The 14,859-nt window shown below is 63.9% G+C and carries 16 protein-coding genes; all 16 read left to right on the forward strand.

Annotation, left to right across the window (positions count from 1 at the left end; translation table 11 throughout):
* Positions 1 to 112: 112 nt before the first annotated feature.
* On the forward strand, positions 113 to 4,321 hold the full coding sequence (gene rpoC, locus K368_RS0114455) for a DNA-directed RNA polymerase subunit beta' (RefSeq protein WP_027172967.1): 4,209 nt from the start codon (positions 113 to 115) through the stop codon (positions 4,319 to 4,321).
* A gap of 687 nt (positions 4,322 to 5,008) precedes the next feature.
* Positions 5,009 to 5,380 carry a 30S ribosomal protein S12 gene (gene rpsL / locus K368_RS0114460; RefSeq protein WP_018044234.1) on the forward strand — a complete coding sequence of 124 codons (372 nt, stop codon included), beginning with the start codon at positions 5,009 to 5,011 and terminating at the stop codon, positions 5,378 to 5,380.
* A 100-nt stretch (positions 5,381 to 5,480) separates the two neighbouring features.
* A complete protein-coding gene (gene rpsG, locus K368_RS0114465) occupies positions 5,481 to 5,951 on the forward strand; it encodes a 30S ribosomal protein S7 (protein ID WP_018044233.1) in 471 nt (156 codons plus the stop codon).
* Between the two features lie 30 nt (positions 5,952 to 5,981).
* A complete protein-coding gene (gene fusA / locus K368_RS0114470; RefSeq protein ID WP_027172968.1) occupies positions 5,982 to 8,057 on the forward strand; it encodes an elongation factor G in 2,076 nt (691 codons plus the stop codon).
* A gap of 63 nt (positions 8,058 to 8,120) precedes the next feature.
* Positions 8,121 to 9,311 carry an elongation factor Tu gene (gene tuf / locus K368_RS0114475; RefSeq protein ID WP_027172969.1) on the forward strand — a complete coding sequence of 397 codons (1,191 nt, stop codon included), beginning with the start codon at positions 8,121 to 8,123 and terminating at the stop codon, positions 9,309 to 9,311.
* Between the two features lie 85 nt (positions 9,312 to 9,396).
* Positions 9,397 to 9,705: a 30S ribosomal protein S10 gene (rpsJ, locus tag K368_RS0114480; RefSeq protein ID WP_018044230.1), complete on the forward strand. Its 309-nt coding sequence runs from the start codon at positions 9,397 to 9,399 to the stop codon at positions 9,703 to 9,705.
* 50 nt (positions 9,706 to 9,755) lie between these two features.
* On the forward strand, positions 9,756 to 10,499 hold the full coding sequence (gene rplC, locus K368_RS0114485; RefSeq protein ID WP_018044229.1) for a 50S ribosomal protein L3: 744 nt from the start codon (positions 9,756 to 9,758) through the stop codon (positions 10,497 to 10,499).
* Positions 10,499 to 11,119: a 50S ribosomal protein L4 gene (gene rplD, locus K368_RS0114490; protein ID WP_027172970.1), complete on the forward strand. Its 621-nt coding sequence runs from the start codon at positions 10,499 to 10,501 to the stop codon at positions 11,117 to 11,119. The genes rplC and rplD overlap by 1 nt, the downstream gene beginning before the upstream one ends.
* A complete protein-coding gene (locus tag K368_RS0114495) occupies positions 11,116 to 11,412 on the forward strand; it encodes a 50S ribosomal protein L23 (protein WP_018044227.1) in 297 nt (98 codons plus the stop codon). The genes rplD and K368_RS0114495 overlap by 4 nt, the downstream gene beginning before the upstream one ends.
* A gap of 25 nt (positions 11,413 to 11,437) precedes the next feature.
* Positions 11,438 to 12,274 carry a 50S ribosomal protein L2 gene (rplB, locus tag K368_RS0114500; protein ID WP_018044226.1) on the forward strand — a complete coding sequence of 279 codons (837 nt, stop codon included), beginning with the start codon at positions 11,438 to 11,440 and terminating at the stop codon, positions 12,272 to 12,274.
* A 5-nt stretch (positions 12,275 to 12,279) separates the two neighbouring features.
* Complete coding sequence (gene rpsS / locus K368_RS0114505) at positions 12,280 to 12,558, forward strand: 30S ribosomal protein S19 (RefSeq protein ID WP_018044225.1); 279 nt, start codon at positions 12,280 to 12,282, stop codon at positions 12,556 to 12,558.
* 1 nt (position 12,559) lies between these two features.
* On the forward strand, positions 12,560 to 12,946 hold the full coding sequence (gene rplV, locus K368_RS0114510; RefSeq protein WP_018044224.1) for a 50S ribosomal protein L22: 387 nt from the start codon (positions 12,560 to 12,562) through the stop codon (positions 12,944 to 12,946).
* 10 nt (positions 12,947 to 12,956) lie between these two features.
* A complete protein-coding gene (gene rpsC / locus K368_RS0114515) occupies positions 12,957 to 13,697 on the forward strand; it encodes a 30S ribosomal protein S3 (protein ID WP_018044223.1) in 741 nt (246 codons plus the stop codon).
* Between the two features lie 49 nt (positions 13,698 to 13,746).
* Positions 13,747 to 14,160 carry a 50S ribosomal protein L16 gene (gene rplP / locus K368_RS0114520; RefSeq protein WP_018044222.1) on the forward strand — a complete coding sequence of 138 codons (414 nt, stop codon included), beginning with the start codon at positions 13,747 to 13,749 and terminating at the stop codon, positions 14,158 to 14,160.
* A gap of 12 nt (positions 14,161 to 14,172) precedes the next feature.
* On the forward strand, positions 14,173 to 14,388 hold the full coding sequence (gene rpmC / locus K368_RS0114525; protein ID WP_018044221.1) for a 50S ribosomal protein L29: 216 nt from the start codon (positions 14,173 to 14,175) through the stop codon (positions 14,386 to 14,388).
* Between the two features lie 10 nt (positions 14,389 to 14,398).
* Entirely contained in the window at positions 14,399 to 14,659 is a 261-nt protein-coding gene (gene rpsQ, locus K368_RS0114530) for a 30S ribosomal protein S17 (RefSeq protein ID WP_027172972.1), read from the forward strand.
* Positions 14,660 to 14,859 lie beyond the last annotated feature (200 nt).

The following is a 14,859-nucleotide window of genomic DNA, read 5'->3' on the forward strand; positions in this document are numbered from 1 at the left end:
CCTCCCGGGACGACGGCCAGCGGCGACCCGGACGGTCGCTGCGCCGACCTCACGTTTTCAGCACGCGGTAGCCCCTCGGCGGAGGGTGCGCCCCGTCAGCAGGAGTTGATCCATGAACCAAGAGGTCATGAATCTTTTCAACCAACAGGCTCAGCCCCAGAGCTTCGACCAGATCAAGATTTCGATCTCCTCCCCCGAGAAGATCCTCTCGTGGTCGTTTGGCGAGATCAAGAAGCCCGAGACGATCAACTACCGTACGTTCAAGCCCGAGCGCGACGGCCTGTTCTGCGCGCGTATCTTTGGGCCGATCAAGGACTACGAGTGCTTGTGCGGCAAGTACAAGCGCATGAAGTACAAGGGCGTCATCTGTGAAAAGTGCGGCGTCGAAGTCACCCTGGCCCGCGTCCGGCGCGACCGCATGGGCCATATCGAGCTCGCCGCGCCCGTCGCCCATATCTGGTTCCTGAAGTCGCTGCCGAGCCGCATCGGCCTGCTGCTCGACATGGCGCTCAAGGACCTCGAGCGCATCCTCTACTTCGAATCCTACTGCGTCATCGAGCCGGGTCTCACCCCCCTCAAGGAGCGTCAGCTCCTGTCCGAGGAAGAGTATCTGCGCGCGCAGGAGGAGTACGGCGAGGATTCGTTCACGGCGATGATCGGCGCCGAGGCGATCCGGCGCATCCTGCAGGAGCTCGATCTCGACGGGATCGCGAACTCGCTCCGCGAGGAGATCGCCACCACGACCTCCGAGCTGAAGCCGAAGAAGCTTCTCAAGCGCCTGAAGATCATCGAGGCCTTCCAGATGTCGGGCAACAAGCCCGAATGGATGATCCTCACCGTGGTTCCGGTGATCCCGCCGGACCTTCGCCCCCTCGTCCCCCTGGACGGCGGCCGCTTCGCCACGTCCGATCTCAACGACCTCTACCGCCGCGTCATCAACCGCAACAACCGCCTCAAGCGGCTCATTGAGCTGCGCGCGCCCGATATCATCATCCGCAACGAGAAGCGCATGCTTCAGGAGGCGGTGGACGCGCTGTTCGACAACGGCCGTCGCGGCCGTGTCATCACGGGTGCCAACAAGCGTCCGCTGAAGTCCCTCGCCGACATGCTGAAGGGCAAGCAGGGCCGCTTCCGCCAGAACCTGCTCGGCAAGCGCGTCGACTATTCCGGCCGCTCGGTCATCGTGGTGGGCCCGGAGCTGAAGCTGCACCAGTGCGGCCTGCCGAAGAAGATGGCCCTGGAGCTGTTCAAGCCCTTCATCTACGCGCGCCTCGACGCCAAGGGATTCTCGGCCACCGTCAAGCAGGCCAAGAAGCTGGTCGAGAAGGAGAAGCCGGAGGTCTGGGATATCCTCGACGAGGTGATCCGCGAGCACCCGGTGATGCTCAACCGCGCGCCGACGCTCCACCGCCTCGGCATCCAGGCGTTCGAGCCCAAGCTGATCGAGGGTAAGGCGATCCAGCTTCACCCCCTCGTCTGCGCGGCCTTCAACGCCGACTTCGACGGCGACCAGATGGCCGTCCACGTGCCGCTCTCGCTCGAAGCCCAGCTCGAAGCGCGCGTGCTGATGATGTCGACCAACAACATCCTGCATCCGGCCAATGGTCAGCCGATCATCGTGCCGTCGCAGGATATCGTGCTCGGCCTGTACTACCTGTCGATCGTCGCCGAGGGGGCCATTGGCGCCTTCGACCCGACCAACAAGAAGAACCCGATGCAGGGTGTCTTCGGCACCATCGGCGAACTGGAGCACGCCCTGGCAGCCAAGACCGTCAAGCTGCATTCGAAGATCCGCTGGCGGTGGAACGGCATCGGCCCCGATGGCGAGCCGCTGACCCAGACCTACGACACGACACCCGGCCGCGTGATCCTGTCCACGGCCCTGCCGCTGCACAAGAAGGTCCCCTACGACGTCGTCAACAAGCTGATGACGAAGAAGGAGATCTCAGCGATGATCGACACCGTCTACCGCCACTGCGGTCAGAAGGAGTCGGTGATCTTCTGCGACCGGATCATGGCGCTCGGCTTCAACCACGCGTTCAAGGCCGGCATCTCGTTCGGCAAGGACGACATGGTCGTGCCGGACAACAAGTGGCCCATCGTCGACGACACCCGCACGCTGGTGAAGGACTACGAGCAGCAGTACAACGACGGCCTGATCACGCAGGGCGAGAAGTACAACAAGGTGGTGGATGCCTGGGCCAAGTGCTCGGACAAGCTCGCTGCCGAGATGATGCTGCGCATCTCCACCGTGCAGAAGGACGAGAACGGCGCCGACAAGCAGATCAACTCGATCTACATGATGAGCCATTCCGGTGCCCGTGGTTCGCCGGCGCAGATGAAGCAGCTCGCCGCGATGCGCGGACTCATGGCCAAGCCCTCGGGCGAGATCATCGAGACCCCGATCATCTCGAACTTCAAGGAAGGCCTGGACGTTCTCGAGTACTTCAACTCGACGCACGGAGCCCGTAAGGGCCTCGCCGACACCGCCTTGAAAACCGCGAATTCCGGCTACCTGACCCGCCGTCTCGTCGACGTGGCTCAGGATGCGGTCATCCGCGAGGTCGATTGCGGCACCACCAACGGCATCAAGATGCGCGCCATCGTCGATGCGGGCCAGGTCGTGGCTCCGCTCTCGATCCGCATCCTCGGCCGCGCCACGGCCGAAGATCTCGTGGCTCAGGACGGCACGGTCATCGTCAAGACCAACGAGACGATCGAAGAGAAGCACCTGCCCGCCATCCAGGCGGCCGGCATCCAGGAGGTGAAGATCCGCTCGGTGCTCGTCTGCGCCACCAAGAGCGGCGTCTGCGCCACCTGCTACGGGCGCGATCTCGCCCGCGGAACGCCCGTCAATATGGGCGAGGCCGTCGGCGTCATCGCGGCGCAGTCCATCGGCGAGCCGGGCACCCAGCTCACCATGCGTACCTTCCACATCGGCGGTGCGGCGCAGATCGCGGATTCGTCCTTCATCGAGTCGAGCTTCGAAGGCACGATCAAGATCCGCAACCGGGCGCTCGCCCGCAACACCGACGGCGATCTCATCGCCACCGGTCGTAACGTGGCGGTGGTCATCGTCGGCACCGATGGAGCGGAACGTGCGGTCCACCGCCTGCAATACGGCGCACGACTGCGGGTGGACGAGGGAGACAAGGTCAAGCGCGGCCAGCGCATCGCCGAATGGGACCCCTATACCCGTCCGATCATCACCGAGACCGACGGTATCGTGGCCTACGAGGACCTGATCGACGGGCAGTCGATCACCGAGACCACCGACGAGTCGACCGGCATCGCCAAGCGCGTCGTCATCGACTGGCGTGGAACTGCGCGCACGGCCGATCTCAAGCCGGCCATGCTGGTCCTCGACCAGGATGGCAAGCCGATGAAGCTGCCGCGCGGCTCGGATGCCCGCTACTTCCTCCCGGTCGACGCCATCATCGGCTATGACCCGGGCGGCACGGTAAAAGCCGGCGACATCCTCGCCCGCGTCTCCACCGACTCAGCCAAGACCCGCGACATCACCGGCGGTCTGCCGCGGGTGGCGGAGCTGTTCGAGGCCCGTCGTCCCAAGGACGCGGCGATCATCGCGGAGAAGTCTGGCACGATCCAGTTCGGGCGCGACTATAAGAACAAGCGTCGCCTGACGCTGACTCCGCATGACGGGTCGGATGCGGTGGAATACCTGATCCCGAAGGGCAAGCACATCCACCTCCAGGACGGCGACGTCGTGGAACTCGGCGACTACATCGTCGACGGCAACCCGGCGCCGCACGACATCCTGGCGATCAAGGGCGTGGAGGAGCTCGCTGCCTACCTCGTCAACGAGATCCAGGAAGTCTACCGGCTCCAGGGCGTGTCCATCAACGACAAGCACATCGAGGTGATCGTCCGTCAGATGCTGCAGAAGGTGGAAATCACCGATGGCGGCGATTCGGAGATCCTCACGGGCGACCAGATCGACCGGACGGAACTCGCGGACATCAACGAGAAGCTGCTCGCCGAGAACAAGAAGCCCGTGGTGGGCGTGCCGGTGCTGCTCGGCATCACCAAGGCCTCCCTGCAGACGAAGTCGTTCATCTCTGCGGCTTCGTTCCAGGAAACCACCCGCGTCCTCACCGAGGCGGCCGTCAACGGCAAGGTCGACCATCTCGAGGGCCTGAAGGAGAACGTCATCGTCGGCTCGCTCATCCCGGCGGGCACAGGGTCGATGGCAGCCGACATCCGCGCCGTGGCGCGGCGTCGCGACGCCATGATCCTGCAGCAGAAGGCAGCGGAGAGTGGCGCCCAGCCCCTCAGCGAACTGCCGCCTGCCGCCGAGTAACAGCGACGACAGCGTTCCGAGCGAAACCAGGGGGCGGCCGGCAATGGCCGCCCTTTTCTAGTTGCGCAGAACCGTCTTGGCGGTGCGAAGACGTAGCGCCTCCCTGATAGCCAACGCCACCGACACGCCTTGCATCAGTACGGCTTCATCCGTCCCGTCGGGAACGCCGCCTTCTTGCGAAGGCGATTCTTCCGGAAATAACCGTCGCGAATCCCGGTCGATGCTACTCAGTGCACTTGCTGAGCGTGCTCATTCGAGAGTGACACGCTTGCTCCGATCGCCTCGGACCGGCACCGAACTCCGAAACGGAACGATAATCGGGCGTTAACCGCCGGTCGGACCAAACTTTATCGTGCTTCGGGATTGACGTTCCGCCGTCCCCCGCATAGAAGCACGCCACTCCGGCACAACAGCAGGACATAGCGAGTCGCGACCTTCGGGCCGAAAGACAATCGCTAATCCGGTTCCGGCACTCACATCGACTGACGTCTTTGTCAGATCAGTAGGTACGAGCGCGCTGAAAGGCGTGATCCTCTGCCGAACACGCGCCACGGGTCCTCACCGATCCATGGCGCATATTCGTTTTGCGGATCTTCTTATCAAGATCCGCGACAGCCTGGAAACAGGCTGCCTCGTGAAGCCGAACATGGGATCGCGCCTCAGCGGTCCGAATGAAGAGGGCAGAGTATGCCGACGATCAACCAGCTGATCGCGCAGCCGCGTAAAGCGCAGAAGAGCCGCAACAAGGTGCCGGCGCTCGACGCCTGCCCGCAGAAGCGTGGCGTTTGCACCCGCGTCTACACGACGACCCCGAAGAAGCCGAACTCGGCTCTCCGTAAAGTCGCAAAAGTCCGTCTGACCAACGGCTTCGAAGTCATCGGGTACATCCCCGGCGAAGGTCACAACCTTCAGGAGCACTCCGTGGTCATGATCCGCGGCGGCCGCGTGAAGGATCTCCCCGGCGTGCGCTACCACATCCTTCGCGGCGTGCTCGACACGCAGGGCGTCAAGGGTCGTAAGCAGCGCCGCTCCAAGTACGGCGCCAAGCGTCCGAAGTAAGAATTTCGCGCACCCCGTAAGGATGCCGCCGACCTTCATGAGGTTTCAGGTGGCCTGCGCGGGGTGGTTTTAAGACCTTGATTTATAGACGGAGCGAGCGATGTCCCGCCGCCATTCTGCCGAAAAGCGTGAAATCATCCCGGACGCCAAGTACGGCGATATCGTGCTGACCAAGTTCATGAATTCCATCATGTACGAGGGCAAGAAGTCGATCGCCGAAGGTATCGTCTATGGCGCGTTCGACATCGTCGAGAACCGTGCCCGTGCGAACCCGATCGAGGTGTTCCGCGCTGCTCTCGAGAACGTCGCTCCGGCGATCGAAGTCCGCTCCCGCCGCGTCGGCGGCGCGACCTATCAGGTCCCCGTCGAAGTGCGCACGGAGCGTCGTCAGGCTCTGGCGATCCGTTGGCTGATCCAGGCCGCCCGTGGCCGCAACGACCGCACCATGGTCGAGCGCCTCTCGGCCGAACTCCTCGATGCCGCGAACAACCGTGGCAACGCGGTCAAGAAGCGGGAAGACACGCACCGGATGGCTGAAGCCAACCGCGCCTTCTCGCACTACCGCTGGTAAGCGGCCCCGGACCCTTTCAGGAGCAATCCGATGCCCCGCACGCATGCGATCGAGGACTACCGTAATTTCGGCATCATGGCTCACATTGATGCTGGCAAAACCACGACCACTGAGCGGATCCTCTACTACACCGGCAAGTCCCATAAGATCGGCGAAGTCCACGACGGCGCCGCGACGATGGATTGGATGACGCAGGAGCAGGAGCGTGGCATCACGATCACCTCCGCTGCGACCACCTGCTTCTGGCGCGACAAGCGCCTGAACATCATCGACACTCCCGGCCACGTGGATTTCACCATCGAAGTGGAGCGCTCGCTCCGCGTCCTCGACGGTGCCGTGTGCGTGCTCGACGGCAACCAGGGCGTCGAGCCTCAGACCGAGACCGTATGGCGTCAGGCTGACAAGTACGACGTTCCGCGTGTCGTGTTCGTCAACAAGATGGACAAGATCGGCGCCGACTTCTTCAAATGCGTCGCCGACATCATCGACCGCGTCGCCGGCAAGCCCGTCTGCCTACAGCTTCCGATCGGCGCCGAGACGACCTTCAAGGGCGTCATCGACCTGATCAAGATGAAGGCCATCGTCTGGACGTCAGAGAAGCTCGGCGCCGATTTCTCGGAGACCGAGATCCCGGACGACCTCGCCGATCAGGCTGCGGAGTATCGCATCAAGCTCGTCGAAGCCTGCGTCGAGATGGATGACGACGCCATGTCGGCCTATCTCGACGGTGTCGAGCCGGACGCCGAGACGATGCATCGCCTTGTGCGCACAGCCGTCCAGCGTCGCGCCTTCCATCCCGTGCTCTGCGGCTCGGCCTTCAAGAACAAGGGCGTGCAGCCCCTGCTCGACGCCGTCGTCGATTACCTGCCGTCTCCCGCCGACCGCGGCGAGATCAAGGGGCTCGACTTCAAGACCGAGGAAGAGACCGTTCGGCACCCGTCCGATAGCGATCCCTTCTCGATGCTCGCGTTCAAGATCATGGACGACCCCCACGTGGGTACGATCACGTTCTGCCGCGTCTATTCGGGCAAGGTCGAGTCGGGCGCCAACGTCATCAACTCGTCGCGGGACAAGAAGGAGCGTGTCGGTCGCATGCTTCTCATGCACGCCAACAACCGCGAGGACGTGAAGGAAGCCTTCACCGGCGACATCGTCGCCCTGGCCGGCCTTAAGGACACCCGCACGGGCGATACCCTGTGCGATCCCAAGGATGCCGTCATCCTTGAGAAGATGGAGTTTCCGGAGCCCGTCATCGAGATCGCGGTGGAGCCGAAGTCCAAGGCCGATCAGGAGAAGCTCGGCATCGCTCTCGCCAAGCTCGCCGCTGAGGATCCGTCCTTCCGCGTCTCCACCGACCAGGAATCGGGCCAGACCATCCTTCGCGGGATGGGCGAACTCCACCTCGACATCAAGGTCGACATCCTGCGCCGCACCTACATGGTCGACGCGAATATCGGCCAGCCGCAGGTGGCGTATCGTGAGAAGCTCACGAAGCGCACCGAGATCGACTACACCCACAAGAAGCAGACCGGCGGTACCGGTCAGTTCGCCCGGGTGAAGTTCGTCGTGGAGCCGAACGAGCCCGGCAAGGGTTTCGAGTTCTCTTCGAAAATCATCGGCGGCACGGTGCCCAAGGAGTACATCCCAGGCGTCGAAAAGGGCCTCAACTCGGTGCTTGGCGCCGGCATCCTTGCCGGCTTCCCGGTGGTGGACATCAAGGTCGAGCTGATCGACGGCGCCTACCATGACGTCGATTCGTCAGCCCTGGCCTTCGAAATCGCCTCCCGTGCGGCGCTCCGTGAAGCCCTCCAGAAGGGCGGATCGGTCCTGCTCGAGCCGGTGATGAAGGTCGAGGTCGTCTCGCCGGAAGAGTATACCGGTTCGGTCATCGGCGATCTGAATTCCCGCCGTGGCCAGATCCAGGGCCAGGACATGCGTGGCAATGCGAACGTCATCAATGCGATGGTGCCGCTGGCCAATATGTTCGGCTACGTGAACCAGCTGCGCTCCTTCTCCCAGGGCCGCGCGAACTTCACGATGCAATTCGACCATTACGAAGAGGTGCCGCGCGGCGAGGCCGAGAAGGTCGTCGCGAAGTACGCTTAAGGCTTCCCGCCTTTTCCGGACCGCAGCAGCATCACCTGAAACACTGAGATTACGGAGGCTACGATGGCCAAAGAGAAGTTTGCCCGCACCAAGCCGCACTGCAACATCGGCACGATCGGTCACGTCGACCACGGCAAGACGTCGCTGACGGCAGCGATCACGAAGGTCCTTGCGGAGTCGGGCGGGGCGACGTTCACGGCCTACGATCAGATCGACAAGGCCCCCGAGGAGAAGGCCCGCGGCATCACGATCTCGACGGCGCACGTCGAGTACGAGACGGCCAACCGGCACTACGCGCACGTCGACTGCCCCGGCCACGCCGATTACGTGAAGAACATGATCACCGGTGCCGCCCAGATGGACGGCGCGATCCTTGTGGTGTCGGCCGCCGACGGCCCGATGCCGCAGACCCGCGAGCACATCCTGCTCGCCCGCCAGGTCGGCGTGCCGGCGCTGGTGGTGTTCCTCAACAAGGTCGACCTCGTCGACGACGAGGAGCTCCTCGAGCTCGTCGAGATGGAGGTGCGCGAGCTCCTCTCCAAGTACGACTTCCCCGGCGACGACATCCCGATCACCAAGGGTTCGGCCAAGGTGGCCCTCGACAACGGCGACAAGGCCGTCGGCCACGACGCGGTCATCGCCCTGATGGCGAGCGTGGATGCCTACATCCCGCAGCCGGAGCGTCCGATCGACAAGCCGTTCCTGATGCCGATCGAGGACGTGTTCTCGATCTCGGGCCGCGGCACCGTGGTGACGGGTCGCGTTGAGCGCGGCATCGTCAAGGTCGGCGAGACCGTGGAGATCGTCGGCATCCGCGACACCCAGACCACCACGGTCACGGGCGTCGAGATGTTCCGCAAGCTGCTCGACCAGGGCCAGGCCGGCGACAATGTCGGCGTGCTCCTGCGCGGCACCAAGCGCGAGGACGTCGAGCGCGGCCAGGTCGTGTGCAAGCCCGGCTCGGTCAAGCCCCACACCAAGTTCAAGGCCGAAGCCTACATCCTCACCAAGGAGGAGGGCGGCCGCCATACCCCGTTCTTCACCAACTACCGGCCGCAGTTCTACTTCCGCACCACCGACGTCACCGGCGTATGCGAACTGCCCGAGGGCACCGAGATGGTGATGCCCGGTGACAGCGTCACCATGGACGTCACCCTCATCGTCCCCGTCGCCATGGAAGAGAAGCTCCGCTTCGCCATCCGTGAAGGCGGACGCACCGTCGGCGCAGGCGTCGTCGCAGCCATCAACGATTAAGTTCGGTACGCTCAGTCTGCTGGGATCGACAGAGGGGCGGGTCCTCGCGCCCGCCCCTTCTTAAGTCCCGCCAAGGTTTCAGGTCATGAACGGTCAGAATATCCGCATTCGCCTTAAGGCGTTCGATCATCGCATCCTCGATGCCTCGACCCGCGAGATCGTGTCGACGGCCAAGCGCACCGGCGCGACCATCCGTGGTCCGATCCCGCTGCCGACGCATATCGAGAAGTTCACCGTCAACCGCTCGCCGCACATCGACAAGAAGTCGCGCGAGCAGTTCGAGATGCGCACCCATAAGCGCGTCCTGGATATCGTCGATCCGACGCCGCAGACCGTGGACGCGCTGATGAAGCTCGACCTCGCCGCCGGCGTGGACGTGGAGATCAAGCTCTAAGTCCCGCGGGGATTTAGAGCTTACCGTAGAATCGCGCGAGGGAGACACCTATGCGCTCAGGCGTCATTGCACAGAAGGTCGGCATGACCCGCATCTTTACGGATGCAGGCGAACATGTCCCCGTGACAGTGCTTAAAATCGATCAATGCCAGGTGGTTGCCCACCGTACCGTCGAGAAGAACGGCTACGTCGCCCTTCAGGTCGGCGTCGGCAAGGCCAAGGTGAAGAACGTGTCGGCTGCCGAGCGCGGCCGGTTCGCGGTCGCCAAGGTCGAGCCGAAGCAGAAGCTCGCCGAGTTCCGCGTGTCCGAGGATGCGCTGATCCCGGTAGGGGCCGAAATCACTGCCGACCACTTCATCCCCGGTCAGTTCGTCGACGTGACGGGTACGACCACGGGTAAGGGCTTCGCCGGTGGTATGAAGCGCTGGAACTTCGGTGGTCTGCGGGCGACCCACGGCGTGTCCATCTCGCACCGTTCGATCGGTTCGACCGGTGGCCGCCAGGATCCCGGCAAGACCTTCAAGAACAAGAAGATGCCCGGTCACATGGGCGTCGACCGGGTCACGACCCAGAACCTGCGCGTCGTGCGTACGGATCCCGAGCGTGGCCTTATCCTCGTCGAAGGCGCCGTCCCCGGTGTCGCCGGCGGCTGGATCCAAATCCGCGACGCGGTGAAGCGCAAGCTCCCCGCCGACGTGCCGCAGCCGGGCAAGTTCCGTGAGAACGGTTCTTCCGCTGCTCCCGCCACCGAAGCTCCGGCTCCCGAGGCTCCCGCTTCCGAGGAGAACGCGTGATGAAGCTCGATATCACTACTCTCGACGGCGACGGCGCCGGGTCCATCGACCTGGACGAGACCATCTTCGGTCTCGAGCCCCGCGCCGATCTGCTCCAGCGCATGGTGCGCTGGCAGCTTGCCAAGCGTCAGGCCGGCACCCACGCGGTCAAGAACCGTTCGGACGTCAACCGCACGCGCAAGAAGCTGTACAAGCAGAAGGGCACCGGTAACGCTCGTCACGGCGCTGCCTCGGCTCCGCAGTTCCGCGGCGGTGGACGCGCTTTCGGTCCGGTCGTGCGCAGCCACGCCCATGACCTGCCCAAGAAGGTCCGCGCCCTGGCTCTCCGTCACGCCCTGTCCGCCAAGGTGAAGGCCGAGACCCTCATCATCGTGGACGACGTGACGCTCGCAGACGGCAAGACCCGGAACCTGGTCGAGCGGTTCGAGAAGATGGGCCTGTCGAGCGCGCTGATCATCAGTGGAGCCGAGGTCGACGTGAACTTCGGTCGCGCCGCTCGCAACATCCCGCAGATCGATGTCCTGCCGGTTCAGGGCATCAACGTCTACGACATCCTGCGTCGCGACAAGCTCGTGCTGACGCGCGCAGCGATCGATGCGCTGGAGGCGCGATTCAAATGAGTGCCGATCCGCGCCACTACGATATCATCGTCTCCCCGGTCATCACCGAGAAGGCGACGAACCTCACCGAGCAGAACAAGGTCGTCTTCCGGGTCTCCCCGAAGGCTACCAAGCCGCAGATCAAGGAAGCGGTGGAGAAGCTGTTCGACGTCAAGGTGACAGGCGTGAACACGCTCGTCACCAAGGGCAAGAAGAAGATTTTCCGCGGGCTTCGCGGACAGCGTTCGGACGTGAAGAAAGCGATCGTGACCCTCGCCGAGGGTGAAACGATCGACGTCACGACCGGGCTCTGACACGAAAAGCGTTAGGATCAAGCCGATGGCCTTGAAGACATTCAAACCGGTCACGCCGAGCCTTCGCCAGCTCGTGCTCGTCGACCGCCGTGAGCTCTACAAGGGCAAGCCGGTCAAGAAGCTCACCGAGGGCAAGTCGTCCTCGGGCGGCCGTAACAACCTCGGACGTATCACCGTCCGCTTCCGTGGCGGTGGACACAAGCGCACTCTGCGCAACGTCGATTTCAAGCGGCGTGAGCAGCTCGGCGTGGCCGCCACGGTGGAGCGGATCGAGTACGATCCCAACCGCACGGCGTTCATCGCGCTGATCACCTTCCCCGATGGTGTGCAGAGCTACATCCTGGCTCCCCAGCGCCTGTCGCCGGGCGACAAGGTGATTGCCGCCGAGCAGGTCGACATCAAGCCGGGCAATGCCGGCCCAGTCGGCAACATGCCGGTGGGCACCATCGTCCACAACGTCGAGCTGAAGATCGGCAAGGGCGGCGCGATCGCTCGTTCGGCCGGGAACTACGCTCAGATCGTTGGACGCGATCAGGGGTACGTCACGCTGCGCCTCAATTCGGGTGAGCAGCGCCTGGTCCACGGCAACTGCTTTGCCAGTGTCGGTGCGGTGTCGAACCCGGACCACATGAACATCTCCCTCGGCAAGGCCGGCCGAAATCGCTGGCTCGGGAAGCGCCCGCACGTTCGCGGCGTAGCCATGAACCCGGTCGATCACCCGCACGGCGGCGGTGAGGGTCGTACCTCGGGCGGCCGTAACCCGGTCACGCCCTGGGGCGTGCCCACCAAGGGGAAGAAGACCCGCTCCAACAAGCGGACCGACGTCTTCATCCTCGCCAGCCGTCACAACCGCAAGAAGTAACCCTCATGGCACGCTCGCTCTGGAAGGGGCCGTTCATCGACGGCTACCTCCTCAAGAAGGCTGAGACCGCTCGCGGATCCAGCCGCAACGAAGTCATCAAGATCTGGAGCCGTCGCTCCACGATCCTGCCGCAGTTCGTCGGGCTCACCTTCGGTGTGCACAACGGACAGAAGCACATCCCGGTCTACGTGTCCGAGGAGATGGTGGGTCACAAGTTCGGCGAGTTCTCGCCGACCCGTACCTTCCACGGCCACGCAGCCGACAAGAAGGCGAAGAGGCGCTGAGATGGGCAAGCAAGCCACCCCCCGCGCGCTCCCCGAGAACGAGGCGAAGGCCGTCGCGCGCATGCTGCGCGTGAGCCCTCAGAAGCTCAATCTCGTCGCGCAACTCATCCGCGGTAAGAAGGTCGAGTCGGCTTTGGCCGACCTGGAATTCTCCCGCAAGCGGATCGCCCGCGAGGTCAAGAAGTGCCTCGAGAGCGCCATCGCCAATGCCGAGAACAACCATGACCTCGATGTCGACGATCTCGTCGTCTCCGAGGCCTTCGTCGGCAAGGCGCTCGTGCTCAAGCGGTTCCACGCCCGTGCGCGTGGCCGCGGCGCCCGCATCCTGAAGCCCTTCGCGAACCTCACCATCGTGGTGCGCGAAGTCCCGACCGCCGAAGCGGCGTGAGGAGGACCTGATGGGCCAGAAAGTCAATCCGATCGGTCTACGGCTCGGTATCAACCGGACCTGGGACTCCCGCTGGTTCGCCCAGAAGGGCGAATACGCCAAGCTGATGCATGAGGACGTGGCCATTCGCGCCGCCCTCATGAAGCAGCTGAAGCAGGCGGCGGTCTCGAAGATCGTCATCGAGCGTCCGCACCGGAAGTGCCGCGTCACCATCCACTCGGGTCGTCCGGGCGTGGTTATCGGCAAGAAGGGCGCGGATATCGAGAAGCTGCGCAAGCTCGTCGGCACCCTGACCAAGGCTGACGTGACGATCAACATCGTCGAGGTGCGCAAGCCCGAGATCGATGCCACTCTGGTGGCCGATTCGATCGCCCAGCAGCTCGAGCGTCGTGTCGCCTTCCGTCGCGCCATGAAGCGCGCCGTGCAGTCGGCCATGCGTCTCGGAGCCGAGGGCATCCGGATCAATTGCTCCGGTCGTCTCGGCGGCGCCGAGATCGCTCGCCAGGAATGGTACCGCGAAGGTCGCGTCCCGCTGCATACCCTGCGCGCGGATGTCGATTACGGCGTGGCGACTGCCTTCACGACCTACGGGACGTGCGGAATCAAGGTGTGGGTGTTCAAGGGCGAAATCCTCGAGCACGACCCGATGGCGCAGGACAAGCGCGCTCAGGAAGAAGGCGGCCGTTCGGGCGGACGTCGCGAGCGCGATGGCGAGGGTGGCCGCGAACGCGGCCGGCGCGAACACGCCTGAGGCGTGATCGCGTACGCCCGTTAGCCATAGAAGGTGTTGAGAGGCTGCCATGTTGCAACCCAAGAAGACCAGGTTCCGTAAGCAGTTCAAGGGTCGCATCCACGGTGCGGCCAAGGGCGGCTTCGACCTCAATTTCGGGACGTTCGGCCTGAAGGCCATCGAGCCCGAGCGTGTCACCGCACGGCAGATCGAGGCGGCTCGCCGCGCGATCACCCGTGAGATGAAGCGCCAGGGCCGTGTCTGGATCCGGATCTTCCCGGATGTTCCGGTCACGGCGAAGCCCACCGAAGTCCGAATGGGCTCCGGTAAGGGTGCACCCGAGTTCTGGGCTGCCCGCGTGCATCCCGGACGTATCATGTTCGAAGTCGACGGCGTCGCCGAGGACATCGCCAAGGAGGCTTTGCGCCTCGGTGCGGCGAAGCTCCCGATCCGCACGCGCGTCGTTCAGCGCATCGCTGACTAAGGGGAGGGGATCATGAAGTCGTCACAGAGACAGTCGGATCTGGCCGCCCTGTCGCCCGATCAGTTGAACGATGAGCTGCTGAACCTGAAGAAGGAGCAGTTCAACCTGCGCTTCCAGGGCGCCACCGGCCAGCTCGAGAACGTCGCACGGGTCCGTGAGGTCCGCCGCGATATCGCCCGCGTTCGCACTCTCCAGCGTCAGAAGACGCTGAAGTCCGCGCAGGCTTGAGGAGTACACCATGCCGAAGCGCGTATTGCAGGGCGTCGTCGTTAGCGACAAGGGCGAGAAGACCATCGTCGTGAAGGTGGAGCGTCGCTTCACCCACCCGGTGATGAAGAAGACCGTCCGTCGCTCGAAGAACTACCACGCCCACGACGAGACCAACGTCGCCAAGGTCGGTCAGACCGTGTCGATCGAGGAGTGCCGTCCGTTCTCGAAGACGAAGACCTGGCAGCTGGTCTCCGGCGCCACGTCGGATGCTCCCGCCGCCGAGGCGTGAACCGACAGGTCGGACGTATCAAAAAGCGGGCGCAGTCTTCTGCGCCCGCTTTTTCGTGCATGCCGTATCGCTCCGGTTGCAGCGCCGACTTTATTTCGCCGGGGCGGTGTCTTCCCGCGGGTCCCGACCGACAGACTCGATGAGGAGTTTCCTGCGGATCACGGGGCCGCCGGCCCGGCGGAAGCTTCTGCCGAGGCGCG

The organism is Methylobacterium sp. 10 (genome assembly GCF_000519085.1).
In the GTDB taxonomy this organism is placed as follows: domain Bacteria; phylum Pseudomonadota; class Alphaproteobacteria; order Rhizobiales; family Beijerinckiaceae; genus Methylobacterium.

Coding starts and splice junctions, on each gene's coding strand:
- rpmC (WP_018044221.1), top strand. CDS start 14,173: ATGAAGTCGTCACAGAGACAGTCGGATCTGGCCGCCCTGTCGCCCGAT.
- rplB (WP_018044226.1), top strand. CDS start 11,438: ATGGCCTTGAAGACATTCAAACCGGTCACGCCGAGCCTTCGCCAGCTC.
- rpoC (WP_027172967.1), top strand. CDS start 113: ATGAACCAAGAGGTCATGAATCTTTTCAACCAACAGGCTCAGCCCCAG.
- rplP (WP_018044222.1), top strand. CDS start 13,747: ATGTTGCAACCCAAGAAGACCAGGTTCCGTAAGCAGTTCAAGGGTCGC.
- fusA (WP_027172968.1), top strand. CDS start 5,982: ATGCCCCGCACGCATGCGATCGAGGACTACCGTAATTTCGGCATCATG.
- tuf (WP_027172969.1), top strand. CDS start 8,121: ATGGCCAAAGAGAAGTTTGCCCGCACCAAGCCGCACTGCAACATCGGC.
- rplC (WP_018044229.1), top strand. CDS start 9,756: ATGCGCTCAGGCGTCATTGCACAGAAGGTCGGCATGACCCGCATCTTT.
- K368_RS0114495 (WP_018044227.1), top strand. CDS start 11,116: ATGAGTGCCGATCCGCGCCACTACGATATCATCGTCTCCCCGGTCATC.
- rplD (WP_027172970.1), top strand. CDS start 10,499: ATGAAGCTCGATATCACTACTCTCGACGGCGACGGCGCCGGGTCCATC.
- rplV (WP_018044224.1), top strand. CDS start 12,560: ATGGGCAAGCAAGCCACCCCCCGCGCGCTCCCCGAGAACGAGGCGAAG.
- rpsJ (WP_018044230.1), top strand. CDS start 9,397: ATGAACGGTCAGAATATCCGCATTCGCCTTAAGGCGTTCGATCATCGC.
- rpsQ (WP_027172972.1), top strand. CDS start 14,399: ATGCCGAAGCGCGTATTGCAGGGCGTCGTCGTTAGCGACAAGGGCGAG.
- rpsG (WP_018044233.1), top strand. CDS start 5,481: ATGTCCCGCCGCCATTCTGCCGAAAAGCGTGAAATCATCCCGGACGCC.
- rpsS (WP_018044225.1), top strand. CDS start 12,280: ATGGCACGCTCGCTCTGGAAGGGGCCGTTCATCGACGGCTACCTCCTC.
- rpsC (WP_018044223.1), top strand. CDS start 12,957: ATGGGCCAGAAAGTCAATCCGATCGGTCTACGGCTCGGTATCAACCGG.
- rpsL (WP_018044234.1), top strand. CDS start 5,009: ATGCCGACGATCAACCAGCTGATCGCGCAGCCGCGTAAAGCGCAGAAG.